This window comes from Streptococcus sp. CF8-6, assembly GCF_024295845.1.
Classification (GTDB): Bacteria; Bacillota; Bacilli; order Lactobacillales; family Streptococcaceae; genus Streptococcus; species Streptococcus oralis_BO.
In genome coordinates, this window is record NZ_JANCOF010000006.1 from 20,138 (window position 1) to 45,548 (window position 25,411).

The following is a 25,411-nucleotide window of genomic DNA, read 5'->3' on the forward strand; positions in this document are numbered from 1 at the left end:
AAAAGAGTCAAGGGAAAAAGGCGTAAAAACGTTTCCCTAGACTCTTCTAGATGTAAAATTTAACCTATTTTTGCTTTGGTTTTCGACTCGATAAGATACCTGCCAAACCAGCTACCATTCCCATCAAGAGCAAGAAGATGGACTGTTCACTTCCTGTATTTGGGAGGGCTTTTTCTGAGACAACCGCCTTCTTGCTAAATTGACCTGCCACCTCATAAGTCAATGGCACATTTGTAGTCGCATCGTTAGCAGCCGCATTCGTTTGAGGCGTTTCTACTGGTAGACTAAAGTTTTTAGAATCCACAGAAATCGTCCGTGAGTTCGGATTGATCTTTTCATACTGGGTCAAATCAGCGGTTTTCAGATACTCTTCAAAGGCTGCATCCATAGAAGGACCTTCTTCTCGCGCACCACCTAACATCGTGTAGCCATCGCCACCTGCAGCTAGGAAATCATTGGTTGCAAGATAGTAGGTTTTTGCGAGGTCTAGAAGATCATAACGACCAGTCGTGCGGTTTTTGACCTGGATGGCCAAGACACGTTTGCCTGATGGTAGGTTGGTATCATAGTAGACCTTCACACCTGAAACTTGCAAGAAACCACCACTTGGCTCCAACAATGGTTGCCCGTTCTCATCCAAGACCTTCTTGCCATCCTTATCGACCTGCAAGATAGATCCGAGTGATTTTTCAAACATATCCAATACTTGTTGCCCAGTCACTTGGATTTGTGAGATGGTATTTCCAAACGGAAGAACAGCAATGACATCTCCTTTAGTGATTGGTTTTCCTTTTGCAATGGTTTCACGCAAGCCACCACCATTTGTCACAGCGATGTCTGTCGGATGGCTAAATCCTGTTTGACCATACTGATAGAGGGAGTCCGCTACGACGTTTCCGAGGTTGGTTTCACGAACCCGAACATTTTCACGATCACCGTTTAGTTCTACAGGGCTGTTTGAAACGACTTCAACAGCATTTTCAGCATCGTATTTTTGTTTAATGTCTTTGACTAGTTTTTCAACTGTTGGATTTGCAGTTAGTTTCTTGGCGTCAGCAGCTGCAATCAACGTAGGATTACCCAAAAGCTGACGTGATTTGTAGATAACCTTCCCAACATTATGAAGATAACTTCCTGTTTGGTTATAGGTAACATTGTCTCCATAAGTTGTGGAAGCCACTGTATGAGAGTGACCGTCGATTACTGTTACGCGTTTCCCTTTCAAACGAGGATTTTTAGACAAGGCTTCTGCCAAAGTTGAACCACGCCACTCGACTGGAGTTGTGGTATCTACACCCAAGTGAGCAAGCACAACATAGTGTTTGTAGTCCTTACCTTCTGCACGCGCCTTGGCTTGAACTTCTTCGATGACCTTATTGACCTCAGAGATTGGATCTGTAAAAGTTACCCCTTTAATGTTTTTAGGGTGGGTTTTTGTAGCAGTTTCAGGTGTTGTCACACCGATTACAACAAATTCATCACCTTCCACAGTCTTATCTTTATCAACAATTGTAGAAGCTTCAAAAAGACGAGTTCCATTGACATAGGTATTTGAGCTAAGTAATGGGAATTTCAAGATTTCCTTGTATTTTTTAACTTCATCAAGACCAAAGTCAAACTCATGGTTTCCTACTGCCATGGCATCATACTGCATCTGATTGAGAATTTCAGCGCGTGCTTCACCCTTAGTAGAGTTGGAAATCGGTAAACCTTGGAAAGCGTCTCCCGCATCAACAACTAGAGTATTTTGATTTGATTTCGCACGTTCCTGCTCAATGACAGTCGCTAACTTGGCATCTCCAATTACTCCTTTTTCCTCTACAATACGACCATGGACATCATTGGTGTGTAAGATAACGGTGCCCTTTTCTTCGCTTTTAGTAGATTCAGCAGGAGCTGACGGAGTTTCTGCAGGTGCAACCGCCTCTGAAGTTGCTGAAGTTTCCGGTACCGCAGGGCTCTCAACAGGAGCTGGAGTCGCCGACGTAGCAGGAGTCGCTACGACAGCTGAACTTTCTGCAGGAGTTGTCGCTTCTTCAGCGTATACTTGTCCAGCTAAGAAGGCTGGAGCTAACAGGGCTGTCGATAAGACAGGTAACAAAGAACGTTTGTTCATTTTAAAATCCCTTTCTTTTCTTTTTCTCTATTACATTATACGCTATTTCTAAAAATTTTGAAACTTTTGGCCTATTTGCATCTTAAATATTCGCCATTTAAACAAAAAAAGCTTGGGTTCAAATCCCAAACTTTTATCCTGATTTATTGGAAATCTTTGATATTCCCATCATAGGTCGCCCAGTCCTTGCTAAAGAAGCGGTCATTCATCTTGTAGTCTGGAGCTGGAGTCGGATCCGTCAAGAAAGGATTGACAACCTTATCAAAAGCCAGCCAACCCAACCAACCAATATGAATGGTGTCCTTGACAAAGTACGGATCTCCGCCTTTTTTAGAAAAGTCAGCAATGTTGGTGAAACCTTGACTTTCTAACTGGTAACGAATTTTTTCCACAGCATGTTGGTACATTTCCTCACTGAGCTCTGTATGGGCCATCCATTTTTTATTGACAGGCTGAATAACAAAGAGCACATTGACCTTTGATTTGGCAAATTGATTAAGGACCAACTGCAAATCATTGTACTCAGAGGACTTGAGGAAATTATAATTCTTTTGATAGCCCTTATATTTCTCGAGGTAGTCTTTCACCTGGGTCTTATAAAATTGATTTTCAATTCCCATATCATTGTTATTGGTATTGGCTTCTGCATCCTTTCGAGCAATTTTTTCTAACTCTTCATAAGAAAATTGATCCGGAAGATCTTTTAAATAGTTCTCCACGTGTTCCTTGTACTTGAGTTTTCCTCGAATGGAAAATTGCCCAAATAGAGAGGCCTGACGCTCATTAAAACGCGCAAAAGCCTTGATAATAGCATGGTCGATCTCTGATAATTCCTCACCCTTTGACAGCTTCTCAACGATCCCCTTCATAGAGACTCCTGGATTTTGCTTTAAGAGACGTTTAGCCGCATGTTTGGCTGCTATATCTCCCGATTGATTTTCTAGAAAGGCTGTCAACTGATCGTTGTTAAAGTAGTTTTGGAAGAATGCTGGCTCATAGTCCTCCTCTGTAAACCACTGAGGCGAAATGACAAATACCGCCTGCTTTTCCTCTATTTCTGGCAAAATTTGCTGTAGACCAAAATATTGATTTAGAGAGGCTGCTCCTGCTTGACCTAGAAAGTAAGGACGATAGGGACGATGGTATTTTTCCGCTAAAACAGCTGGGTGCATGCTATCAAAACGAATCCACTCACTTGAGCCAAAAAAGGGAATAAAGCGCATATTGGGTTCTGAAAGAGCTCTTACTTTCTGACTTCTCTCTTTAAAACTTTCCGAACTAATCGCTGCTGCGGAATATTTTTCTTCAGTCAAATTATGACTTGGATTGTTTGGATAGAAAAAGATTAGTAAGAAGACAAGAAAGCTAGCAAGAAGCAGAGGCCCGAAGATCAGCCACAAGCGTTTAAGCATTCTTCAACTCCGTAATACCTGCTACGATTTTATTAGCCGTATTCCAGTCATCACGACCGAACTCCGTCACTGGAACACGAATGTCAAAACGGTTTTCAATCTCAACAATCAATTCAACCGTTCCCATGCTATCCAAGACACCGGCATCAAAAAGATCTTCATCCATCATGTCAGAAACATCTTCCATAAACAACTCATCAATAATTTCAATAACTTCTGATTTGATATCCATTTTTCATATCCTTTTATTTTTTAAACCATAAATCATTCAAAAATCCAGAAAAGATTAAGAATGAAACCATCACGACATGGAAGGTGACAACCATGCCAAGCAACTGAATCCAGCGATTCTCAGGTAAGGAACCCTTTCCAGCTTTTTTCCGTTCTTTATTGAGCGCTTTTTTCTTACGAACCCAAGCGTCATTGATGACCAGCCCAACCCCATGAAAAAGTCCGTAGGCGATATAGTACCAGGTCACACCATGCCAAAATCCCATAATCAGCATATTGAGAATATAGGCTACACTTGAGGTCACATTGCGATTTTTAAAGACCTTCTTTCTGGTCAACACCATGACCATCCGCATAAAGACAAAGTCACGGAACCAGAAAGACAGACTCATGTGCCAGCGATTCCAAAACTCTTTTAAATCCCTTGACAAAAAGGGCTTGTTAAAGTTCATCGGACTATGAATACCCATCAAGTTTGAAATAGCTAAGGCAAACATAGAGTAGCCCGCAAAGTCAAAGAAGAGCTCCAGACCAAAGGTGTACATGACCGCTAAAGCGTAGAGGTTAAAGAAACCACCTGTCTGCAAGGCCAAATTTTTCAACGGAGGCAATAATGTCTCTCCTAAAATGTGAGCCAAGATAAACTTGTAGAGGAAGCCCAGCATGATATATTTGACAGCCTCTTCTAGCATGTCCATCAACTCATCCCGTTCAGGAATGGTCTCGTAATTTTCATTGAAGCGTTTAAAACGATCAATGGGACCACTCGAGAAAGTCGGCATAAAGAGAAGAAAACGCAAGAATTGCCAGACGGTTAAATCCTTGATGACACCATCTCTCAGTTCAACGATAATCCCAACTGCACGAAAGGTCAAGTAAGAAATCCCTAAAAAGCCAAACAAAGATTGAGGTCCATGAATAGCAGGAGATACTTTCACAAAGACGATTGGCAATAGAGATAAAAAGCTAACCAGGTAAAATATCCATTTACTATCCCGCTTTTTCCTGTACCTTTTGTAGAAAGATACAAGAAGTACTTGCCAGATAACATAAAGGATAAGAGCGCTTATTTGATTCGTCTTTCCACCGATCAACATGGTGATGATAAAGAAGAGACTTACGAGTACCTCGTACAAGGTAAAACGTTTCTTGAAAAAAAGACCGATGAAGATAGGTAAAGTCGCAACAATTACGTATAAAAAGTACTGAAGGTCACCATAAGGTTCCAAATGAGGAAACTGTTTGAAAAATTCCATCATCGGCTGTTTACCTCATTGATCAAGCCTTTGATGTCAATCTTACCATTAGGAGTCAGCGGTAGGCTGTTCCGATAAAGGAATTTCGATGGCATCATATAAGACATCATGATATCTGCCAAGTCTTCCTTGATAGCCTTGGTAATATCGATATCACGCTCAAACTGCTCGCGAACGCCGTCCTTTAGGATGACATAGGCCAGTAGATTTTGCACCTTATGATCCTTGTTATAACGTGGGACCGCAACAGCAGACTCGATAAAGCGAGACTTGTTGAGGTTTTGAGAGACATCTTCAAGCTCAATGCGATAACCATTAAACTTAATCTGGAAATCCATGCGTCCACCATAGAGAAGCAAACCTTCATCCGTCATGGTTCCTACATCTCCTGTATGGTAGGCCGGAAGACCTTCGAACTCAAAGAAAGCTTCTGCCGTTTTTTCAGGATTATTCATATAGCCTTTTGAAACAGCTGGCCCAGAAACGATGATTTCTCCCTGTTTACCATTTGGAACTTTCTTACCTTCCTCATCAATGATAAAGGTCGGAGAATCCGCCTTGGTATAGCCGATTGGCAGGCGTTTAAGAGTCTTCAACATCTCGTCTGTTACAGCAACTGCTGACAAAGCTACTGTCGCTTCTGTTGGACCGTAGGCATTGATAATACGAGCATTTGGGAATCGCTCACGTAGTTTTTGAGCTGTTTTAACCGTCAATTCTTCTCCATCAAAGTAGAAATGCGTGATTCCTGGCATTTTCTCACTGTTAAAGTCTTCTGACAACATGGCCATATCTGCAAAGGACGGTGTTGAGGTCCAGATAGCAATCGGCAGTGAAAAGATGGTCGCAAAGAGTTTTTTGAAGTCCTGAGTAATGGCTGAAGGAAGAGCGAAAAGCGTGCCACCCAGTGCCAAGGTTGGCGCCCAGTACATGACAGATAGGTCAAAAGAATAAGGGGGCTGAGCCAGCATTTGTGGACGACTTGGCGTCGCAAATTCCTTATCTGTAATCATCCAGTTGGTAAAGCTGAGGAGATTATCATGGGAAATCTGCACTCCCTTAGGCTTACCAGTCGTACCAGAAGTAAAGATGATGTAGTAGTTGTCATCCCCCTTGACTGGATGGGTCATCTCGTAGCTGGAAGTTTGAGCAAAAGCTTCATGGACTTGCTCTAAATTCAGCATCGGTGTGCTAGTTTGCTCTAATGGAAAATCTGAGATGGCAATAATCAAGCTTGGCTCTGCAACTTCTACGATAGCAGAAACTCGTTCCAAGGCCGAATGGCTGTCAATTGGAATGTAGGCATGACCTGACTTAGTCAGCGCTACAAAGGCAGCCAACATCTCATATTCCTGACCACCAAAAACGACGACTGGAGATTTCTCAGGCAAGCCTAGTTGGTCGATAGCTACAGCCAAACTATCCGAATCAGCCTTCAAATCACCATAAGTATGCTCTTGCCCCAAAACATTGTAAACTGGATAACTGGCTTGTGTCTGAGCAAAGTGCTCAATCGTTTCAATCATATCAACTATGGATTTATTTGACACAATAGGTTTTCTCCTTTGAGTTAAAATTCGTTATAGATAAAGCCACCTTGCCCCTGTCCAAGGTAACTAAAAAAATAAAGCAAACCAAGCAAAATAACGAAATACAGAAATGTTTGAGCACAAAAAATATAAAATGTTCTCTTTTTTTTCATATTCGACTTCTTTTTTGTAAATTTTCAGAAAAGCTATGCAAATCAGCAATTACTATCTTATCTTCCTAACATTTTACCACTTTATCAACCTTTTTTTCAACTGTTTACCATAACTTAAAAGTTGGTTTTAGCTTATTTTAAGATAAGTTAAAATATTAATGTTTGACGTCAATAAAAATTCCCATTACTATAAATCCCCTATACTAGTTATCACAAATTAAACAGTTTAAAAATTAACAGCAAACACACGGCTCCCCCTTTGAGCTTTTTTATGCTAAAATAGTAGCTATGGATAAAATTATTAAAACAATATCAGAAAGCGGAGCCTTTCGTGCTTTTGTCCTTGATAGCACTGAAACCGTCCGCACTGCTCAAGAAAAACATCAAACTCAAGCCAGTTCAACTGTTGCACTTGGCCGTACCCTTATCGCTAGCCAAATTCTCGCAGCTAATGAAAAAGGAAATACCAAACTAACGGTTAAAGTTCTTGGAACAAGCTCTCTCGGTGCCATCATCACGGTCGCAGATACCAAGGGAAACGTCAAAGGCTACGTTCAAAATCCAGGTGTTGACATTAAAAAGACTGCAACTGGTGAAGTCCTTGTCGGACCTTTTGTCGGCAATGGCCAATTTCTCGTTATCACAGACTACGGTACTGGAAATCCTTACAACTCCATGACTCCTCTCATTTCTGGGGAAATCGGTGAAGACTTGGCCTATTACCTGACTGAAAGCCAACAAACCCCTTCAGCAGTCGGCCTCAATGTTCTTTTGGATAAAGACGACAAGGTTAAAGTTGCCGGAGGTTTCCTTCTCCAAGTATTGCCAGGGGCCAAGGAAGAAGAGATTGCTCGCTTTGAAAAACGCATTCAAGAAATGCCAGCCATCTCAACCCTTCTGGAAAGCGATGACCATATCGAAGCCCTTCTCAAGGCCATCTATGGTGACGAATCTTACAAACGTCTATCTGAAGAAGAAATCCGTTTCCAATGTGACTGCAGTAAAGATCGTTTTATGAACGCTCTTGCCAGCCTTCCAAGCTCAGACCTTGAAGAAATGAAAGAGGAAGACCACGGGGCAGAAATCACTTGCCAATTCTGCCAAACAACTTATAACTTTGATGAAAACGACTTGGAGGAACTCATTCGTGACAAATCTTAATACACCTTTTATGATTGGCAATGTTGAGATTCCCAATCGTACCGTTTTAGCACCCATGGCTGGTGTCACCAACTCAGCCTTTCGTACCATCGCAAAAGAGCTCGGGGCTGGACTCGTTGTGATGGAAATGGTCTCTGACAAGGGAATCCAATACAACAATGAAAAAACCCTGCATATGCTTCATATCGATGAAGGAGAGAACCCTGTTTCTATCCAACTTTTTGGTAGCGATGAAGACAGCCTCGCACGCGCAGCAGAATTCATCCAGGAAAACACCAAGACTGATATCGTCGATATCAACATGGGCTGCCCAGTTAACAAAATCGTGAAAAACGAAGCTGGCGCTATGTGGCTCAAGGATCCAGACAAGATCTACTCTATTATCAACAAGGTCCAATCTGTCCTTGATATCCCCCTCACTGTCAAAATGCGTACAGGCTGGTCTGATCCATCCTTAGCCGTGGAGAATGCCCTCGCTGCTGAGGCTGCAGGTGTCTCTGCCCTCGCTATGCACGGCCGTACCCGTGAACAAATGTACACAGGTCACGCAGACCTTGAGACTCTTCACAAGGTCGCTCAAGCTCTGACCAAGATTCCATTTATCGCCAATGGTGACATCCGTACGGTCCAAGAAGCCAAACAGCGTATCGAAGAAGTCGGGGCTGACGCGGTTATGATTGGTCGCGCAGCCATGGGTAATCCCTACCTCTTCAACCAGATCAACCACTACTTTGAAACTGGAGAAATTCTCCCTGACTTGACATTTGAAGACAAGATGAAAATCGCCTACGAACATTTGAAACGCTTGATTAACCTCAAAGGAGAAAACGTAGCCGTTCGTGAATTCCGCGGCCTCGCTCCTCACTACCTCCGGGGGACATCTGGCGCTGCCAAACTTCGTGGAGCCATTTCACAAGCTAGTACCCTAGCAGAGATTGAAACTCTCTTGCAATTAGACAAAGCATAATACACAAAAAACCGTAACTCGCTTGAGTTTACGGTTTTTTAGCTCCTAGGAAAACCTAGATACTATTATTGAATCAAGGCAACGCTTGAAACTTTACCATCCGCACCTGTTGTAATTTGGATGATTTTTCCTCCTCCGATTTTAGCATTATACTTGCCATCATCAAGAGTGTAAGAGTAGCCTCTGATAGAATAGTTTTCTTTCTTTCCATCTGCAGTTTCTACTGTAAATTGACCTCCTGATGAAACCGTAATAGTTTCTCCATTCGCTCCCTTCCAGTTGCCTGCAGCTGCTGAGAAATCACCATCGACCATGGTTAAAACACCCTTGTAGCGTTTGTTGTGTTCGGCTTGCTTGTCTTGAAGTTGGCGGTCAGTTGTTGGATCATAGCCTGACTGGCTAGACTGGGCTTGAGAACCTTGCTGAGTTGAAGGTGCCTGAGATGGGGCTTGTTGACTAGGAGCCGCTTGTTCTTGTCTTGATTCAGGTGCTGGTTTCGCTTGTGACTGATCTGCCGTTGTAGAAGACTGACCAGAAGATGCCTGAGCCTTTTCAGATGAAGCTGAGCTTGAAGATTTTTGAGTCTTACTTTCTTTGCTAGAAGAAGCTGCTTTAGAGCTTGATGATTGACTTGTCTTTACAGAGCTACTGGTTTGAGTGGTTTCGTTTTTATTTCCACAAGCTCCTAGTAGCAAGGTAGAAGCCAATACAGTCGCTGCCATCAATTTGATATAGGTTTTCTTTTTCATTTTTCTACTCCTTTGTAACATTTTTGAAATGTTAAGAAATCTTTTTGTAATATAATTGTAACATTAGACTTTAAATCTGTCAACTATTTAGAGAAACTATTTTAGAAAATTTCTCTCTACTATTTCTATTCGTAATTGAAACAAAAAAATAGAAAATTTTTTAGATAAGAGTCCTATTTTTTACATCACCTTTGTGTAATCGCTTGCATTGCATTAGACAAAGGAATATAATAACATTGAAATAGAATATAGGAGGTGCACTCTTATGCTAAATAAGTATTACAAGTATCTTCCTTGGTTGATTTTGGGAGCTATTGGCTCTTATCAAACAGCCACTTACTATGCGCGAACTGCATTTGATGTCTTCTATCTGACTACAATCTTTATGATTGTTTATATCGCTTTGTTATTTTTACATGAGAACTATCTCAAGTATCGATATAAAGACTTCTTTACTCACATGTTGAGTAATCCTAAGAAAGATAGCCATTCATAAAAAATGATGATAAATAAAGAGGTCGGGAACTTTGTCCCGACCTCACTTTTTATTTCAATCGATAGGTTTTTCTTGGTTTCTTTTTGGGTACTCGTTTGAGTCCGACTTCTTCTACATATTCTCCGTATTTTACGAGAAAGTTATTGCTGACAATTGGGCGACCAGGGTTGATGAGATTAACCAGTTCAGTCCCCTCGTAGACAGTGAACTCCTCCTCCAGCAGATAGAGGAAGGTCGGATTCCAGTCGAGACGGCCTTGGATTCGTTTGATGGATTCTTGGATAATGGCATAATGGTCAAAGGCGAAGGCTTGCTCCTCCAGCTCGACTCCATCTAGGTAGAATTTGCCTATCTGAAAATCGACATCTACAAAAACCACATCCTTGGCATCGTCACCTGCCTGAACGAGGTCTAAGGCACGACTAGGTAGGTACACTAAGTGGGCAATGGTCACTGTCCAGCCCCGTGGATCACGACCGGGGGTCGATACCGTCATCAATTGCTCGATTTTCTCCAAAGGTAGATCGAGATTGACTTCTTCTCTCACCTCACGCTGGCAGGCATGTGCAGCATCTTCTCCCTTATCCATAAAGCCTCCAACCAGAGCCAAACAGTTTTGATAAGGGTGGGCCTTGCGACGGATTAGTAAGAGCTTGATCTTTCCTTCGACAAAGCAGTAAGCCACCATATCTACTGTCACACTTGGTTTTTCATATTGAGGGAGTTCCTGCTTGTAGTACCAGTCTAAAAACTCCTCCTGACTGGCATGGATTTCATAATATTCTTTTTCCGTCATCCCGGCTGGAATCATCGTATCTGCCATCTTATGCCTCCTTTCGAACTGCCTTGGTCCATTGGTACCAACCCACTAGACTGTTGAGTGTGTAAACCCAGTACATCCCTTGAATGTGGATATTTTCACCCCACCAGAGATAAATACTAAAGAGATTGGTTGCAATCCAGAAAATCCATTGCTCACGGTAGAGACGTGTCATCAAGAGCTGACCAACACCATTGGTCGCATCAGTAACACTATCACGGAAAGGGCGAGCGCTATTGATACTTTGGTAAGCCAAGCCCATACCAATCCAGATAATGGCAGTCAAGGCCAAGTACTTGAGCCAGTCAAGAACAGATAATTTCTTAGCTTCAAAGTGGGATTCTTCTGGTTTTCCTTGGTCATTGATACGGTTGGACAGCCAAGCATAGAGACCAATCGGCTGCATGACAAAGAAGTAAACAGTCGTTAAAACTTCTCCGTAAAAAGTCGCATTCATGGCCAAGATCAAATAGATAGCCGAGTTAATGGCTCCAAAGAGATAATTGCTTGCACGCCCTTCTGCTACCAAGATAACACAGACAATCCCAGTCCAAGATGCAAATAAGCTCAGCCAATCATGACTTTCCGTATTTTGCGTAAATTCCAAAATCAAGGGAACACTCGACAAGGCGATGAGATACAACCACTGGAAAAGACTACGGCCGACAAAGAGATCTTTCCAGAGCAAACGCATGGTTCCTGCAAAACCAATCTTGCGAGCTTCGGCATGGACATTTTTAAAGTTTTCGATAAATTGTGTGATTTTTTTAGTTACTGTTTTCATAATTTTCTCCTAATCTGCTTGGTAAATGGCATCGATAGCCACTTTTGCTGCTTCATAATTGCCTAGATAATCCTCCGCTAGATAAACTAGTGGAATGGTGGTTAAGTATCGCTCCCTCATCTGGTCCAAATGCTGGGAAAAACTGTAGCGAATATGGTCTTCCGCCATGGTCATATCTCTAAATCCGTCATTGACATAGGAACCGACAGGTTGCACAAAGAGAATCAAATCCCATTTTTCCTTGGCTAAGATCGAAACAAAGAGATTGTCAAAGGTTTCTCCTGATAAGTCCCCTTGGTCCTCTGTCTCCATGTAATAGTCATAGTAGCCCTTAGTTACCAAGGAGTTGGTATCGGCTATCACTAGGCCTCGATTGGCATTGCTATCGATTAGTTTTGAGGTCTGGTCATACTGCCCTAAAAGGAGATAATAATAATCCTTTGGGGTCAATTCATCGTCGCGGACATTGTTTTTGATCTGGTACTCACGCGCGTATTCCAGACTAACGGGCGCATCGTAATACCTTGCCAAATCCTTGGCTAGAGTGGTCTTCCCATTACTGGCACTTCCCATGATCAAGACTTTCTTGGTAAACTGACGACGGAAGGGCTGAGCGATGTATTTCCAATATTTGCTTGGATTTTCTCGAATCATAGTCGCTGAGATACCAAACTTTCTTTCTTGCAAGACAGTGCCAAAGCCACGTTTAGCTAATTCTTGCTGGTAGTCTTCTTCTCCCACAAAAAAAGTCAATTCTTGCTGGGTTTCATCATAGGAAATCTCCGCTAACATCTGGTCCAACCACTCCTGCCAACCCATAGGGTAACGGGGAAGGTTGGTCTCATCCAGCTTGCAGACAGAGGTCAACTCATCGTCACGAAAAGCCTCTCTGATATAGCGAAACCTTTTTTGAAGAGTTAAGCCTATCTGCTCCCCTCGGTCTCCCTCGTATCCTGAAACGACTACCCAGACCTGGTCACACTGACGCTTCGCTCGCTGGATCAGATCGATATGCCCTTGATGGAGAGGGGCAAAGGTCCCAAATACCACTGCTGTTTTCTTTTTCATAAATGTTTTACCTTTTTATAATTTTCGATATTTTTGTTTTCTATGTTTTTATTATATACTATATTTTTATTTTGTCAATACTTTTTTATCATTTTTTATAAAAAAGTAGCAAAAAAGAATCAGGATTGCTCCTGATTCTCCATTTTTAAGCAATATCAAATTTTAACTGACCTGCTTTGACACCAATCTTGAGGGTCTTGCCTGCTACCAGTTCCCCCTTAAGAAGGAGTTCTGCCAACTTGTCTTCCACTTCTGTTTGCAGGGTTCTGCGAAGTGGACGGGCTCCCATTTCTGGATTATAACCTTGGCTAGCTAGCAACTTCAGGGCTGAAGCTTGCAGTTTCAAGTCAATGCCCTTCTCAGCGAGGCTAGCAATCAATGGTTTGACCATAATCTTGACAATTTCCTGCATGTGTTCGCTATCTAAGCTATGGAAGACCACCTTTTCATCAATACGGTTGATAAACTCTGGTCGATAAGCTTTTTTCAACTCTTCAAAGATTCGTTTTTCCATATTTTCTTGGTCAAAACGAATGTCTTTGGCTCCAAAGCCAACCGTCTTGTCATCACGAAGAGCCGTCGCGCCAAGGTTTGACGTCATGATGATAATGGTATTTGAAAAATCAACCTTGCGCCCCTTGCTATCTGTCAAGACACCGTCGTCCAGAACCTGCAAGAGGACATTAAAGATATCTGGGTGGGCCTTCTCTACCTCATCAAAGAGAAGCACTGAGTAAGGTTTGTTGCGAACCTTCTCAGTCAACTCCCCACCTTCTTCGTAGCCCACATAGCCCGGAGGAGCTCCATTGAGACGACTAGCCGCAAATTTCTCCATATACTCACTCATATCAAAGCGGATAAGGGCTGATTCGTCATCAAAGAGAACTTCTGCCAGAGCCTTGGCCAATTCGGTCTTACCGACACCCGTTGGTCCTAGGAACATAAAGGAACCAATCGGACGCTTGTGACTGCGAATCCCTGACTGATTGCGGCGAATCGCTCGGCTAATACTTGAAACAGCTTGATCTTGACCGATGACACGTTTGTGTAGTTCAGCTTCAAGATTTAGATACTTCTTAGCATCCGTTTGTGTCAGTTTTTGAACTGGAATCCCTGACAAGCGACTCAAGGTGGTCAAAATATCAGACTCTGTCACCAAGTCTTTGTAGACTGGGACTTCCTGCTCTTTTGCGATTAGCTGGGCAGCTTGTTTCCACTTGCCATCCATCAAGGCCTTGTCAGCTGGACTCAAGTCGGATTCGACTGCTTTCACATGCTTGGATTTGTTTTGAACGGTTGCTGCTGCTTCATCTAAAAGATCGATGGCAGAGTCTGGTAAGTGACGACTGGTCAAGTAACGATGCGCCATCTTAACAGCTGTTTCGACAGCTTCATCTGTGATTTGCACACGGTGGTGTTTCTCATAGGTAGCTTTCAAACCTTGCAAAATAGTCATACTGTCAGCTAGACTTGGCTCTTCAATCGTCACTTTGGCAAAACGACGAGAAAGGGCTGCATCTTTTTCGATGTGTTTTTGGTATTCTTCCTGAGTGGTTGCCCCAACCGTTCTCAAAGTTCCACGCGCCAAGGCTGGTTTCAAGATATTTGCCGCATCCAGAGTCGAGTCAATACCGCTCCCAGAACCCATGATAGTGTGGAGTTCATCGATAAAGAGGATTACTTTGCCATCTTCCTCGATATCCTTGATGATATTGTTCATGCGCTCTTCAAAGTCACCACGAAAACGTGTTCCCGCAACGACATTCATCAAATCAAGCTCTAGAACGCGCATCTTTGCCATTTCCGCAGGTACATCCCCACTAGCAATACGCTGAGCAAGTCCAAGTGCCAGAGCCGTTTTCCCGACACCCGCATCTCCAACCAAGACAGGATTGTTCTTGGTCTTCCGACTCAAGATCTGAATCATACGCGAGATTTCCTTGTCACGACCGATAACTGGTTCTAACTTGCCAGATCGTGCTTGCTCCGTCAGGTCATGAGTATAATCCTCTAAACCGCCACTTTGAGCTTGTGGCATACCCATCATATTGGCCATGGAATTTTGCTTGTCAGTTACTGTGCGATGACGTTGACGCAAAGCCTTGAGATCTTCTCTAGTCCAACCTGCACGCTCTTCTAGATTGCGACGAAGAGCAGCAATTCTGACCTGATCTTTCTGGTCTTCATAAGAGAAGCCCGCTCTCTCCAAGATGCGAGTTGCCAAGGCATTGCCGTCATGCAAAATCGCATAGAGAACATGCTCTGTCCCTAGCACCTTTGCGTGGACCACTGAGGCTACATACTCTGCTTCCGCAAAGAGGACCTCCAAACGATGGGAAAAGGGTAATTCCGTAAAGGTTTCATCTTGGCTATAGTCGGTTTCAGTCAGTTCCAACGCAACCTCTTCTAAACGGTCCATTTCATAAGGATAATCATTTAGAGTCGCACCTGCCACACTGTAACTGTGATTGGACATGGCAATCAATAAATGCCAAGACTCTAGGTAACGAGCTCTAAAATGGCTCGCAACCATGTAGGCACTTTCGATACATTCATTCAATGCTTTTGAATAGTTCATCTTACTTCTCTTTTCTATCTACCTCTTGTAATAGCTGTCGGAGCATATTGGCACGGACAACTGAGGATTCTTCCCCTAGGACACGATCTGTTGCTACAGAAGTCAGCAAGGTCATTTCCTGCTTGGTCATCAAGTCCTGCTCCACCAAAAGCTGGAGGATATCCTCATAGATCTCCTGACTAACTCGCTCACCAATCGAGTAAAGCAAATCGCGGAGCATCTCATGATGACTGGAAAATTCAATCCGCCCTATGCGAATGTAGCCTCCACCACCACGCTTGCTCTCAACTAAGTAACCTCTACTTTCAGTAAAACGAGTCTTGATGACATAGTTGATCTGACTCGGTACAACCTGAAAGGTATCTGCCAACTGGCTCCGCTGCAATTCCACGATACCAGATTGGTCTAAAATCGCCTTGATATAGGCTTCGATATGATCTGATGTATTTTTAAATCTCATAGTAAATCAAACTCCTTCTTTGAACCTTGACTATCTTTGACTATTATACCGAAATTTTTGATTTTTTTAAAGGAAAAGGGAACGAGTTGCGAAGATTATTATAAACTATCCAACACAAAAAGATGGGACTGTAAAACAGTCGCCATCTTTTTTAGTTATTCAAAGTTGAGATTAGTCAACTTTTTTAGCATGGTATACAAGTCCTGCCAAAGCTGCAAGAACTAGACCAAGAATAGTAGAGAATACTGTAAAGTCTGCTCCACCAGTATTTGGCAAATCTCCCTTAGGCTGTTCACCCTTAGGATCTTCCTTAGGTTCTTCTTTTTTCGGTTCAGTATACTTGTTAGTGAAGGTTGGGTTGTTACCTGTAACTGTTGTTACAAGTTGACCTGCACCATTATCAACAACTTCAACTGTCACTTCGTGTTTAGCATGATCGTATGTCACATTTTCTTCCTTACTATCTACTTCAGTAATAGTGTAAGTGTGCTTACCTGCTGTTGCGTACTCAATAGCTTTGAAAGTAACAGTACCGTCTGCAGCATTTGTAGCTGTCGCAACGACTGTGTCACCTTCTTTAAGTTCAAACTTAAACTGATCTTTTACAAGTTCTTTACCTTCCAAGACTTTCTTAGCTGTGAAGGTTACTTTTGTTGAAGATGCAACATAAGTGTTGGTGAAAGTTGGGTTGTTGTCAGTTACAGTCGCAACAAGTTTGCCTTGACCATTATCTGTAACTTTTACTGTTACTTCATGTGTAGCAGTGTCATATGTCACACCTGCTTCGTTACCTGCTTTTTCTGAGATAGTGTAAGTGTGGCTACCTGCTTCTTTGTATTCGATACCTTCGAAAGCAACTTTACCGTCTGCAGCGTTTGTAGCTGTTCCGATTACTTTGTCACCTTCTTTAAGTTCAAACTCATATTTACCAGCTTCAAGTGCTTTACCATTCAAGACTTTAGTAGCCGTGATATTTACAGTTGTTGAAGCTGCTTTATATGTGTTGGTGAAGGTTGGGTTGTTGTCAGTTACAGTCGCAACAAGTTGACCCGCACCGTCATCTTTAACGTTCACCTTAACTTCGTGTTTAGCAGTGTCGTATGTCACACCTGCTTCACTACCTGCTTTTTCTGAGATAGTGTAAGTGTGGTCGCCTGCTGCTGTGTACTCGATAGCTTCGAAAGTAACAGTACCGTCTGCAGCGTTTTTAGCTGTCGCAACGACTTTGTCACCTTCTTTAAGTTCAAATTCATACTTATCAGCTTCAAGGGCTTTACCATTCAAGACTTTAGTAGCCGTGATAGTAACTGTTGTTGAAGTTGCTTTATAAGTGTTAGTGAAGGTTGGGTTGTTGTCTTTTACATCTGCAACAAGTTTACCTTGTCCATCATCTGTAACTTTTACTGTTACATTGTGAGTAGATTTATCGTACTCTACACCTGCTTCGCTACCTACTTTTTCAGAGATAGTGTAAGTGTGGTCGCCTGCTTCATTGTATTCGATTTCTTTGAAAGTAACAGTTCCATCTGCAGCGTTTTTAGCTGTTGCAACGACTTTGTCACCTTCTTTAAGTTCGAATTCGTATTTATCAGCTTCAAGAGCTTTACCATCCAAGACTTTAGTAGCTGTGATAGTAGCTTTTGCTGGAGCTGCTTTATAGGTATTGGTGAAGGTTGGGTTGTTACCTGTAACAGTTGCAACAAGTTGACCTTGACCGTTATCTGTAACTGCTACCTTAACTTCGTGTTTAGCAGTGTCGTATGTCACACCCCCTTCGCTACCTGCTTTTTCAGAGATAGTGTAAGTGTGGTTTTCTACTGCTGCGTACTCAATGTCTTTGAAAGTCACAGTACCGTCTGCAGCGTTTTTAGCTGTCGCAACGACTTTGTCACCTTCTTTAAGTTCGAATTCGTATTTATCAGCTTCAAGCTCTTTACCATTCAAGACTTTAGTAGCTGTGATGGTAGCTTTTGCTGGTTTAGCTTTATAAACGTTCGTGAAAGTAAGGTTTTCAGCACCTGTTGCAGTTGCGACAAGTTGACCTTGACCGTTATCTTTAACGACTACTTTTACTTCATAAGCATTTGGATCGTATTCAACTCCGGCTACATCACCTGCTTTTTCAGCGATAGTGAATGTACGAGTTTCTTCTTTTGTGAACGTAAGTTCTGGGAATTGAATCTTACCGTTTGCATCGTTTGAAACAGTGTGGAGAACTGTTCCGTTTTCTTTCAACTCAAATTCAAATTGGCCAGCCTCGATAGCTTTACCGTTCAAGACTTTCTTAGCTTCAAGTTGAAGTTTTGCTTCTTTAGCAGCGTATGTGTTTGTAAATTCTTTCTTAGAATCTTTATATTTAACACTTGCAATCTTTTGACCATACACGTTTGCTACAGTAACTTCTGCTTCAAGCACTGAATCATCGTATGTATAGCCAGGTTTGTTGTCATTTACTTCTTTAATTTGGTATTTGAATGTACCTTCATTAGAGAATTTAACTGCTGGGAATTTAACATTTCCTTCAGCATCGTTTTTAGCTTCAGTTACAGAACCATCTGGAGCAATCAATTGGAAAGTAAATGCATCTGCCTCAAGAGTTTTTCCTTCAAGTTTTTTCTTAACTTGGAATTCAACCTCATCAGACTTCGCACCTGAACCGATACCTTCTGTAGTTGTCAAAGGAGCAAATCCATGAACATCAAATGTTTCTTGATCGGTTGTCGCTTTTACATCGTTAAATGCTTTTTTAGTTGCATTGTCAACTGGAGCAGTTAGACGAGTTTTATATAGGATATAGAGACCTTGTCCGTCCATTGTACCATCACCGTTTGGAGTGATTGTAAAGTGATTTCCATCAACAACGTTGATATGGGCAGCTTCTAGTTTTGGACGAGCTTCAGCTTTGTTCCACTCAGTAAAGTAGTAACCAGTAATTTCACTCGCAAGAACTTGTCCTTCTGGAATAGTATCTTCTAGTTTAACCCCTGTGTAAGATTTTGCATAGCGGTTAACACGGATACGCCAGTTTACATAGTTAGGATCGTCTGAGTCTTGAACTCCCCATTTAGTAAATCCAGTTGGGTCATCATCTGGGACGATACGAGTCAAAGTATAAACTTGGTCACCTGGGATATCAATTTGATAAGGAGTGTTTAATTTAACACTATCTGCCCAAACGACTGTAAACAGGGCAGTAATCTCCTTGTTCTCTGACAAATTAGCAAAGTAAGCAGCATTTGTCACTTTGACAGTAGCTGTGTTATCTGCTCTACTAGTTGTCAATTCAGCAATAGTTGTTTGCTTGCCCATCTGGTGCTTTCAATTCCGTAGTATAATCTTTTTCAATTTTAAATTCGTTTGGAACATGATACACCATGTAATCCCCATCTTTGAGGGTTACATCATTTGGGAAACTATAAGTTGGTTGAAGATAGAATTTACCTTCCCCGTACTTAGCGCCATCAACAAGTTTGTTATTGTTGATTTTTGAAACAGTTTTCATTGTGTAACTGCTCGCTGGTAGTTCCTCCGCTTTAACAACATTGCTAACTTTAAGTGCAGGCAAAAAGACCGACACAACCAGTAGCAAGGCCATCAAGCCATGAAAGAGTTTGCTAGTTCTCTTTTTCACCACATTATCCTCCTTATTGTCTATAATAGTTCAATTATATTATACAGTTCCATTACAAAATGTCAACTAAAATTTATTTATTTTTATATTAACTTACCATTTCTTTAAATAATAAGCCCAATCATGCATGTTCATCAGCTTTGAAACAAAAAATACAAGCAAGGATTTCGCTTGTATTTAATATATACTAATTTTTTAAAAGGCTACGTATTTAATCCCAATTCTGCTAATATTTGACGCTTATAGGCAATCTTTTGGACTTCCTTGTCCTCACCTTCAGACCAATCTAGTTTAATTTCTGAAACAATCTGCCCAGGACGATTTTTCAAGATATAGATGCGGTCGCTGAGATTGAGGGCCTCTTCAATACTATGCGTGATGATGAGGGTCGTCAGCTGCAGCTGTTTGTGAATCTCCAGATACCAAGCGTGGAGTTCCATCTTGGTCATCTCATCCAAGGCGCTAAAAGCCTCATCTAAAAGAAAGAGCTTGTGTCCAAAAAGATAGGTCCGAAGCAAGGCTACACGCTGGCGCATCCCTCCGCTGAGTTCGTGAGGATACTTATCCCGTACGGTTGTCAGCTGGAAGGTCGCAAGGATGTCATCCGCTCGGGCAATAGCCTCTGCCTTATCAACCTTTTGAATCAAGAGGGGCAGGATGATATTGCCAAGCACCGTTTTGTGCTCCAAGAGGAGATCCTTTTGCAACATATAACTCACGCGCCCCTTAGGATTTTCCTCGCCGTCAAGGACAATTCGCCCAGACTGGACTTCTAAAATCCCAGCGATTAGGTTAAAGAGGGTGGTCTTTCCAACACCACTAGGTCCCAGGATAGAAACTACTTCACCTGACTTCACCTGCAGGTTGATATCTTCTAAAATCTTTTCATCGCCATAGGCATAGCTGACGTGTTCTAGTCTAATTTCTGTCATTATTTTACAAATTCGTTAGTGAAGCCCTTGTCAGTCAAGTCTTCTTTGAGGATACCATGTTCTTTATCCCATTTGTAGAAAGCATTCCAGCGGTCAGCGTCAAATTGTCCCCATTTTTCCTTGTCGCTTGCATATTCTTTTGACAAGTATTTTTGAGATTCGATGACAAAGTCACGTTTTTCTTTGAGTTCAGGCGCATTCTTGATGAGGATATCCGCTGCTTCTTCTGGGTGTTCCATAGCGTATTGGTAACCTTTTTTGATCGCTTGGATGACTTTGCGAGCTTCTTCCTTGTTGTCTTTTAGATAGTCGTTGTTTGCGATGATAACGGGTGAGTAGTAGTCAAACTCCTTAACATAGTCTTTTAAGTACATAAAGTTAGCATCTACGCCTTGAGATTTGGCAAGGATACCATCCCAACCGTAGTAGATCCAAGCAGTGTCAAAGACGCCATTGGCAATCGGTGTGATGGAGTTTGAGTCGTTGTTTGGTACTTTTTCGACCTTCTCAAAGTCTCCGCCTTGTGATTCTACCAAGGTTTTCAACATAGCAAGCTCCGTTGGGTCATTCCAGGTTCCGTATTTTTTGCCAACCAAGTCCTTTGGACTGCTGACATTGTCAGACTTACGTGAGATGATTCCTGATGTATTGTGCTCAACGATAGCGGCAACGGCAGTAATTCCTGCACCTTTTTCCAATTTTTTAGCCATGTAGTCTTGGAAATAGATGGCAAATGGTGCCTTGCCATTAATCACCAAGTCAGACGAGCTTTCTTCAGGCGGCAATTTCAAATCAACATCCACTCCAGCTTCTTTGAAATAACCTTTTTCCTTAGCAACATAAAGCCCTGTGTGGTTAGTATTTGGCGTCCAGTCTAGGATAAAGTCAATTTTCTTAAGTTCTGCTTCTTTGTTGTCCTTAGAAGCAGTTCCTTGACCACAGGCCACAAGCACAACAGCTACAAGAGCCGTTACAAGCGTTAAAAACACTTTCCATGTTTTTTTCATTTTGATTTCCTCTTTTCTTTTTCTAAAACGCTCTTTTTAAGTACGTTTCCATTTAATAACATATTTTTCACTAATATCGACCAACTTCATACCCAAAAGGCTGATAATCGACACCAGAATAATAATGGCGAACATAGTATCATACTGAAACAGTTTCTTGGACTGAATCATGTAGACACCTAGTCCTTCAAAGCCTCCCAACCACTCAGATACCACTGTTGTGATAAAAGCGTAGGAGACACTGACCCTCAGACCTGCATAAAAGTAAGGCAGGCTGACAGGGATTTTAAAATGCCAAAGGATTTGCCAAGGCTTGGCTCGCATCAGACTAAACAAGGTCAGCATATCCTTGTCACAGTGCCTAAATCCATCCAAAATACTGACGATGATAGGGAAGGTTGTCGTCAGGATAATCAAGACAATCTTGGGTAAAATTCCATAGCCTAGCCACAAGACTAGAATAGGAGCTATCGCAATGGTCGGAATGGTCTGAACAACCACCATCATAGGGTAGATCAAATCATTGAGCCAAGTCAGACTGTCCATAAGCACCGCCATGAGACAGGCAATCAAGACTCCCAAGACTAGACCTAGTAAAGCCACTCTCAAGGTCGCCCAGCTATGGTGCCAGAGAAATTCTCTGTCACGAGCAAAGGCCTGGAGAATTTCAAAAGGAGTTGGTAGGATAAACTTGGGTAAAAGTTTGAATATTCCTGCTAACTGCCAGATTGACAAGACTCCTAGAAAACCCAATAGACTAATGTGTCGTCTCAGTATACTTTTCAAGTTTCTCATCAATGCTCAAAATCTCTCCTACATTTATTTTGACATTGGCAAAGACATTATCTGCCTCCTGCCCTGCCACTTCTAGCGCTTCTTTGAGAATGCGCATAAGCTCATCCAACTCCCCTTCCAAGACCGTTTCAAAGGGTGTCACCACCATGGTCACGGACTGAGCTTGCAGATAAGCAATCACCTGATCGATAATAGCGACTCGGTTAACCCCCTGCGATAGGGGCAAGACTTGCAAGGCAATGCTTGCTTTCATAAAAACCTCCTTTTCTCAGGTTTCCTTTTGATAAAAAGAAAACCCCTTCCATATATGGAAAAGGTCAGAATTCGGCTAAGTATCGTTCCCTACGCTGGCATTACCCAGATCAGGTGCGGTCGAAGTTTAACACTTCCTCTCAGACTGTACACAGACTCCCATATATTATATGGACATATGATAGCGCAAAACAAGTAAGATGTCAAGGAAACTGCTTACAGAAAATCTTGAAAAAGAGTTTGAAGATAAATGCTTCAAACTCTATCATAGCTTTCTTATTTAGCCTCGTACCAGGTTGCTCCTTCATTCTCATCTGCGATAAGGGGAACACTGAGCTGGATAGCTTCTTCCATGGTTTGTTTCACTAGATCTTTAACGGCTGCTAGTTCCGATTTCGGAACCTCAAGGACGATTTCATCGTGCACTTGCAACAGCATCTTGGTCTGATAACCACCTTCAACTAGAGCCTTGTCTAGCTGGATCATAGCAATCTTAAGGATATCTGCTGCCGAACCCTGAATAGGAGAGTTGATTGCTGTCCGCTCTGCAAAACCACGAATGTTGAAGTTACGCGAATTGATATCTGGCAACTCACGACGACGCTTGAAGAGAGTCTCTACATAGCCCTTATCACGCGCCTCACGCACCACTTCATCCATGTAGTTTTTAATACCTGGGAAGCGTTCAAAGTAAGTGTCAATGTAGGCTTTTGCTTCCTTACGGCTGATGCCCAGATTATTAGACAAGCCAAAGTCTGAAATCCCGTAAACCACTCCAAAGTTTACCGCCTTGGCATTACGACGGTCGTTTGGAGTCACATCCTCAGGACGTTCAATGCCAAAGACACGCATGGCCGTGGAAGTATGGATATCTACTCCCTCTTGAAAGGCCTTAATCAAGTGCTCATCTTTAGAAATATGAGCCAAAACGCGCAATTCAATCTGCGAATAGTCCGAGCTAAGTAGCACGCTATCCTCCCACTCAGGCACAAAAGCCTTACGAATGAGACGGCCTTGTTCCAAGCGAACAGGGATATTTTGCAAGTTTGGATCCACACTAGACAAACGCCCAGTCTGAGTCAAATCCTGCACATAGCGCGTGTGGATCTTGCCATCATCCAAAATCCAATCCTGCAAGCCATTCACATAGGTAGATTGAATCTTAGCAATCTGACGGTAATCCAAGATTTTTTTAACAATCGGCGCAATAGGAGCTAGGCGCTCCAGCACATCCACGGCTGTCGAGTAACCTGTCTTGGTTTTCTTAGTGTATTCTAGAGGAAGACCGAGTTTTTCAAAGAGAAGCACGCCCAACTGCTTAGGGGAATTGATATTAAACTCCTCACCAGCCAACTCGTAGATTTCTTGAGTGAGCTGCTCAATGACGACCTCATTTTCAGCCTGCATCTCAAGCAGGGTTTCTTTTTTAACCTTGATCCCAGCAATTTCCATCTTGGCAAGGACAAAAGCCAGAGGTTGCTCCATGTCATAGAGGAGATCTAACTGCCCATGTTCACTGAGTTTTTCAAGTAAAACCGGCTCCGTCTCAACCAATACAGCAACCTTGCGAGCCAAGTGCTCCAAGAATTTCTCTCTCTCAGGGATAGCTTTCTTGACACCCTTACCGTAGAAAGTCTCATCATCAGCCAGATAAGTCTGACCATAGAGATTCGCAATGGTTGAGATTTCATTGTTCTCGACAGTAGAGAGTAAGTATTTTGCCAAACGGCTGTCAAAAGCAGGTGCCTGCAAGTTCAAGCCCAAGCGATTTAAAAGAACCTTCGCTTTTTTAAAGTCATACACTTTTAGAGGTGTTTTTTCTAGAAAATCCTTGAAAATCGGCTCCTGCAAGAGTTCAAGTTTGTCAGTAGCGTAAAGTTTATCCCCACAGGACCAGGCAAAACCAACCAAATCATCTGTATGGTAGTTCTCACCAAAGAGTTCAAAGTGGAAGATAGAGTCGGCACTCAGCATGTCTTGACTGACTTGGTCAACGATAGTGAAATCCAAACTTTCAGGCGCATCCGTTGACGAAATATTTAAAGCTTGTTTGAGCTGTTTGAAGCCCATCTCATCGTAGAATTTCCCGAGATTTTCCACATCTGGGCCATTATAGATCAAATCGTCTAGTCCAATCTCAATTGGTGCCTGAGTCTCAATGGTTGCCAAGGTTTTAGACAAAAAGGCTTGTTCCTTGTCATTGATGAGATTTTCCTTCATCTTAGAAGCCTTCATCCCATCGATATTTTCATAAATACCCTCGAGCGAGCCATATTCCAGCAAAAGCTTAATACCCGTCTTTTCACCGATTTTCGTGACACCAGGAATATTATCAGACTTATCCCCCATGAGGGCCTTAAGATCAATGAACTGAGCTGGTGTGAGGCCCATCTTTTCCATGAGATAGTCTGGCGTAAAGGCCTCAAACTCAGCCACACCTTTCTTGGAAATCTCGACCACCGTATGCTCATCTGTCAACTGGATCAAATCCTTGTCCCCGCTGACGATTGTCACATCGAAGGAATCCTTCTCAGCCAAGCGACCTAGGGTCCCAATGATATCATCGGCTTCATACTGGGCCAACTCATAATGGCGAATCCCAAGATGGTCTAACAACTCACGAATGAAGGGGAATTGTTCACGAAACTCATCTGGAGTTTTAGCGCGACCACCCTTGTAGTCTGCATACATCTCTGTACGGAAAGTCGTCTTACCTGCATCAAAAGCTACCAAAACATGGCTAGGTTCAACTCGCTCCAAGACATGATTCAACATAAGTTGAAAGCCATATATTGCATTGGTATGAAGACCATTAGCATTTTTAAACCGATCTAGTTGCTGATAAAGCGCAAAAAAAGCTCGAAAGGCAACAGAAGATCCATCAATTAATAATAATTTTTTCTTGTCCATACACCCATTATAAAGGAAAGCAAGGAAAAATACCATCGGAAAGAGCCAAATGACTTGGACTTATCCCTATTTCACCATAAAAAA

General features: G+C 42.3%; 22 protein-coding genes and 1 riboswitch. Of the genes, 3 read left to right on the forward strand and 19 right to left on the reverse strand.

The window, feature by feature from the left end:
- Positions 1-64: 64 nt before the first annotated feature.
- The 6 genes from nt5e to NML69_RS08545 form a co-directional block, all read right to left on the reverse strand.
- A complete protein-coding gene (gene nt5e / locus NML69_RS08520) occupies positions 65-2,116 on the reverse strand; it encodes a cell surface ecto-5'-nucleotidase Nt5e (protein WP_254726349.1) in 2,052 nt (683 codons plus the stop codon).
- Between the two features lie 143 nt (positions 2,117-2,259).
- A complete protein-coding gene (gene dltD, locus NML69_RS08525) occupies positions 2,260-3,528 on the reverse strand; it encodes a D-alanyl-lipoteichoic acid biosynthesis protein DltD (RefSeq protein WP_254726350.1) in 1,269 nt (422 codons plus the stop codon).
- Positions 3,521-3,760, reverse strand: a complete 240-nt coding sequence (gene dltC, locus NML69_RS08530) for a D-alanine--poly(phosphoribitol) ligase subunit DltC (protein ID WP_000351968.1) — start codon at positions 3,758-3,760, stop codon at positions 3,521-3,523. Before dltC ends, dltD begins: the two co-directional genes overlap by 8 nt.
- A 13-nt stretch (positions 3,761-3,773) precedes the next feature.
- Entirely contained in the window at positions 3,774-5,018 is a 1,245-nt protein-coding gene (dltB, locus tag NML69_RS08535; RefSeq protein WP_254726352.1) for a D-alanyl-lipoteichoic acid biosynthesis protein DltB, read from the reverse strand.
- Positions 5,015-6,565, reverse strand: a complete 1,551-nt coding sequence (dltA, locus tag NML69_RS08540; RefSeq protein WP_254726354.1) for a D-alanine--poly(phosphoribitol) ligase subunit DltA — start codon at positions 6,563-6,565, stop codon at positions 5,015-5,017. Before dltA ends, dltB begins: the two co-directional genes overlap by 4 nt.
- A 20-nt stretch (positions 6,566-6,585) precedes the next feature.
- Entirely contained in the window at positions 6,586-6,717 is a 132-nt protein-coding gene (locus tag NML69_RS08545) for a teichoic acid D-Ala incorporation-associated protein DltX (RefSeq protein ID WP_000730286.1), read from the reverse strand.
- 288 nt (positions 6,718-7,005) lie between these two features.
- On the opposite strand from NML69_RS08545, the gene hslO reads away from it, so the two are divergent.
- Together hslO and dusB are read left to right on the forward strand one after the other, a co-directional pair.
- Positions 7,006-7,878, forward strand: a complete 873-nt coding sequence (gene hslO, locus NML69_RS08550; protein ID WP_125397991.1) for an Hsp33 family molecular chaperone HslO — start codon at positions 7,006-7,008, stop codon at positions 7,876-7,878.
- Complete coding sequence (dusB, locus tag NML69_RS08555) at positions 7,865-8,845, forward strand: tRNA dihydrouridine synthase DusB (RefSeq protein WP_000183318.1); 981 nt, start codon at positions 7,865-7,867, stop codon at positions 8,843-8,845. Before hslO ends, dusB begins: the two co-directional genes overlap by 14 nt.
- 65 nt (positions 8,846-8,910) lie before the next feature.
- Here dusB and NML69_RS08560 read toward each other — a convergent pair whose 3' ends face one another.
- On the reverse strand, positions 8,911-9,594 hold the full coding sequence (locus NML69_RS08560; protein WP_049520562.1) for a hypothetical protein: 684 nt from the start codon (positions 9,592-9,594) through the stop codon (positions 8,911-8,913).
- Positions 9,595-9,859: 265 nt separating this feature from the next.
- On the opposite strand from NML69_RS08560, the gene NML69_RS08565 reads away from it, so the two are divergent.
- Complete coding sequence (locus NML69_RS08565) at positions 9,860-10,090, forward strand: hypothetical protein (RefSeq protein ID WP_049520563.1); 231 nt, start codon at positions 9,860-9,862, stop codon at positions 10,088-10,090.
- A 49-nt stretch (positions 10,091-10,139) separates the two neighbouring features.
- On the opposite strand, the gene NML69_RS08570 is transcribed toward NML69_RS08565, so the two are convergent.
- From NML69_RS08570 to polA, 12 genes are all read right to left on the reverse strand, one after another.
- Entirely contained in the window at positions 10,140-10,913 is a 774-nt protein-coding gene (locus NML69_RS08570; RefSeq protein ID WP_254726356.1) for an NUDIX hydrolase, read from the reverse strand.
- Position 10,914: 1 nt separating this feature from the next.
- Entirely contained in the window at positions 10,915-11,694 is a 780-nt protein-coding gene (gene pnuC / locus NML69_RS08575; protein ID WP_000860150.1) for a nicotinamide riboside transporter PnuC, read from the reverse strand.
- 9 nt (positions 11,695-11,703) lie between these two features.
- The gene (locus tag NML69_RS08580) at positions 11,704-12,762 is read right to left on the reverse strand and encodes an AAA family ATPase (protein WP_254726358.1); all 1,059 of its coding nucleotides are present in this window, start codon (positions 12,760-12,762) and stop codon (positions 11,704-11,706) included.
- A gap of 145 nt (positions 12,763-12,907) precedes the next feature.
- On the reverse strand, positions 12,908-15,340 hold the full coding sequence (locus NML69_RS08585) for an ATP-dependent Clp protease ATP-binding subunit (RefSeq protein WP_254726360.1): 2,433 nt from the start codon (positions 15,338-15,340) through the stop codon (positions 12,908-12,910).
- A 1-nt stretch (position 15,341) separates the two neighbouring features.
- Positions 15,342-15,800: a CtsR family transcriptional regulator gene (locus tag NML69_RS08590; protein WP_001211263.1), complete on the reverse strand. Its 459-nt coding sequence runs from the start codon at positions 15,798-15,800 to the stop codon at positions 15,342-15,344.
- Between the two features lie 171 nt (positions 15,801-15,971).
- Entirely contained in the window at positions 15,972-19,109 is a 3,138-nt protein-coding gene (locus NML69_RS08595) for an FctA domain-containing protein (RefSeq protein ID WP_302851715.1), read from the reverse strand.
- Complete coding sequence (locus tag NML69_RS09920) at positions 19,084-19,431, reverse strand: hypothetical protein (RefSeq protein WP_302851716.1); 348 nt, start codon at positions 19,429-19,431, stop codon at positions 19,084-19,086. The genes NML69_RS08595 and NML69_RS09920 overlap by 26 nt, the downstream gene beginning before the upstream one ends.
- Positions 19,432-19,634: 203 nt before the next feature.
- The gene (locus tag NML69_RS08600) at positions 19,635-20,363 is read right to left on the reverse strand and encodes an ABC transporter ATP-binding protein (RefSeq protein WP_254726362.1); all 729 of its coding nucleotides are present in this window, start codon (positions 20,361-20,363) and stop codon (positions 19,635-19,637) included.
- Positions 20,363-21,370 (reverse strand): ABC transporter substrate-binding protein, encoded by a 1,008-nt coding sequence (locus NML69_RS08605; protein WP_049520566.1) that lies wholly within the window; start codon positions 21,368-21,370, stop codon positions 20,363-20,365. Before NML69_RS08605 ends, NML69_RS08600 begins: the two co-directional genes overlap by 1 nt.
- Before the next feature lie 36 nt (positions 21,371-21,406).
- The gene (locus NML69_RS08610; RefSeq protein WP_254726364.1) at positions 21,407-22,165 is read right to left on the reverse strand and encodes an ABC transporter permease; all 759 of its coding nucleotides are present in this window, start codon (positions 22,163-22,165) and stop codon (positions 21,407-21,409) included.
- Positions 22,128-22,418 (reverse strand): thiamine-binding protein, encoded by a 291-nt coding sequence (locus tag NML69_RS08615; RefSeq protein WP_198459053.1) that lies wholly within the window; start codon positions 22,416-22,418, stop codon positions 22,128-22,130. Before NML69_RS08615 ends, NML69_RS08610 begins: the two co-directional genes overlap by 38 nt.
- Before the next feature lie 69 nt (positions 22,419-22,487).
- Positions 22,488-22,590, reverse strand: a riboswitch (TPP riboswitch).
- Positions 22,591-22,693: 103 nt separating this feature from the next.
- Positions 22,694-25,327: a DNA polymerase I gene (polA, locus tag NML69_RS08620; protein WP_254726366.1), complete on the reverse strand. Its 2,634-nt coding sequence runs from the start codon at positions 25,325-25,327 to the stop codon at positions 22,694-22,696.
- Positions 25,328-25,411: the final 84 nt, after the last annotated feature.

What these genes read in the sequence shown, in the direction of transcription:
- nt5e (WP_254726349.1), bottom strand. Translation starts at nt 2,116, where the DNA reads ATGAACAAACGTTCTTTGTTACCTGTCTTATCGACAGCCCTGTTAGCT.
- dltD (WP_254726350.1), bottom strand. Translation starts at nt 3,528, where the DNA reads ATGCTTAAACGCTTGTGGCTGATCTTCGGGCCTCTGCTTCTTGCTAGC.
- dltC (WP_000351968.1), bottom strand. Translation starts at nt 3,760, where the DNA reads ATGGATATCAAATCAGAAGTTATTGAAATTATTGATGAGTTGTTTATG.
- dltB (WP_254726352.1), bottom strand. Translation starts at nt 5,018, where the DNA reads ATGATGGAATTTTTCAAACAGTTTCCTCATTTGGAACCTTATGGTGAC.
- NML69_RS08545 (WP_000730286.1), bottom strand. Translation starts at nt 6,717, where the DNA reads ATGAAAAAAAAGAGAACATTTTATATTTTTTGTGCTCAAACATTTCTG.
- hslO (WP_125397991.1), top strand. Translation starts at nt 7,006, where the DNA reads ATGGATAAAATTATTAAAACAATATCAGAAAGCGGAGCCTTTCGTGCT.
- NML69_RS08560 (WP_049520562.1), bottom strand. Translation starts at nt 9,594, where the DNA reads ATGAAAAAGAAAACCTATATCAAATTGATGGCAGCGACTGTATTGGCT.
- NML69_RS08565 (WP_049520563.1), top strand. Translation starts at nt 9,860, where the DNA reads ATGCTAAATAAGTATTACAAGTATCTTCCTTGGTTGATTTTGGGAGCT.
- NML69_RS08570 (WP_254726356.1), bottom strand. Translation starts at nt 10,913, where the DNA reads ATGGCAGATACGATGATTCCAGCCGGGATGACGGAAAAAGAATATTAT.
- pnuC (WP_000860150.1), bottom strand. Translation starts at nt 11,694, where the DNA reads ATGAAAACAGTAACTAAAAAAATCACACAATTTATCGAAAACTTTAAA.
- NML69_RS08580 (WP_254726358.1), bottom strand. Translation starts at nt 12,762, where the DNA reads ATGAAAAAGAAAACAGCAGTGGTATTTGGGACCTTTGCCCCTCTCCAT.
- NML69_RS08585 (WP_254726360.1), bottom strand. Translation starts at nt 15,340, where the DNA reads ATGAACTATTCAAAAGCATTGAATGAATGTATCGAAAGTGCCTACATG.
- NML69_RS08590 (WP_001211263.1), bottom strand. Translation starts at nt 15,800, where the DNA reads ATGAGATTTAAAAATACATCAGATCATATCGAAGCCTATATCAAGGCG.
- NML69_RS08595 (WP_302851715.1), bottom strand. Translation starts at nt 19,109, where the DNA reads ATGGGCAAGCAAACAACTATTGCTGAATTGACAACTAGTAGAGCAGAT.
- NML69_RS08600 (WP_254726362.1), bottom strand. Translation starts at nt 20,363, where the DNA reads ATGACAGAAATTAGACTAGAACACGTCAGCTATGCCTATGGCGATGAA.
- NML69_RS08605 (WP_049520566.1), bottom strand. Translation starts at nt 21,370, where the DNA reads ATGAAAAAAACATGGAAAGTGTTTTTAACGCTTGTAACGGCTCTTGTA.
- NML69_RS08610 (WP_254726364.1), bottom strand. Translation starts at nt 22,165, where the DNA reads ATGAGAAACTTGAAAAGTATACTGAGACGACACATTAGTCTATTGGGT.
- NML69_RS08615 (WP_198459053.1), bottom strand. Translation starts at nt 22,418, where the DNA reads ATGAAAGCAAGCATTGCCTTGCAAGTCTTGCCCCTATCGCAGGGGGTT.
- polA (WP_254726366.1), bottom strand. Translation starts at nt 25,327, where the DNA reads ATGGACAAGAAAAAATTATTATTAATTGATGGATCTTCTGTTGCCTTT.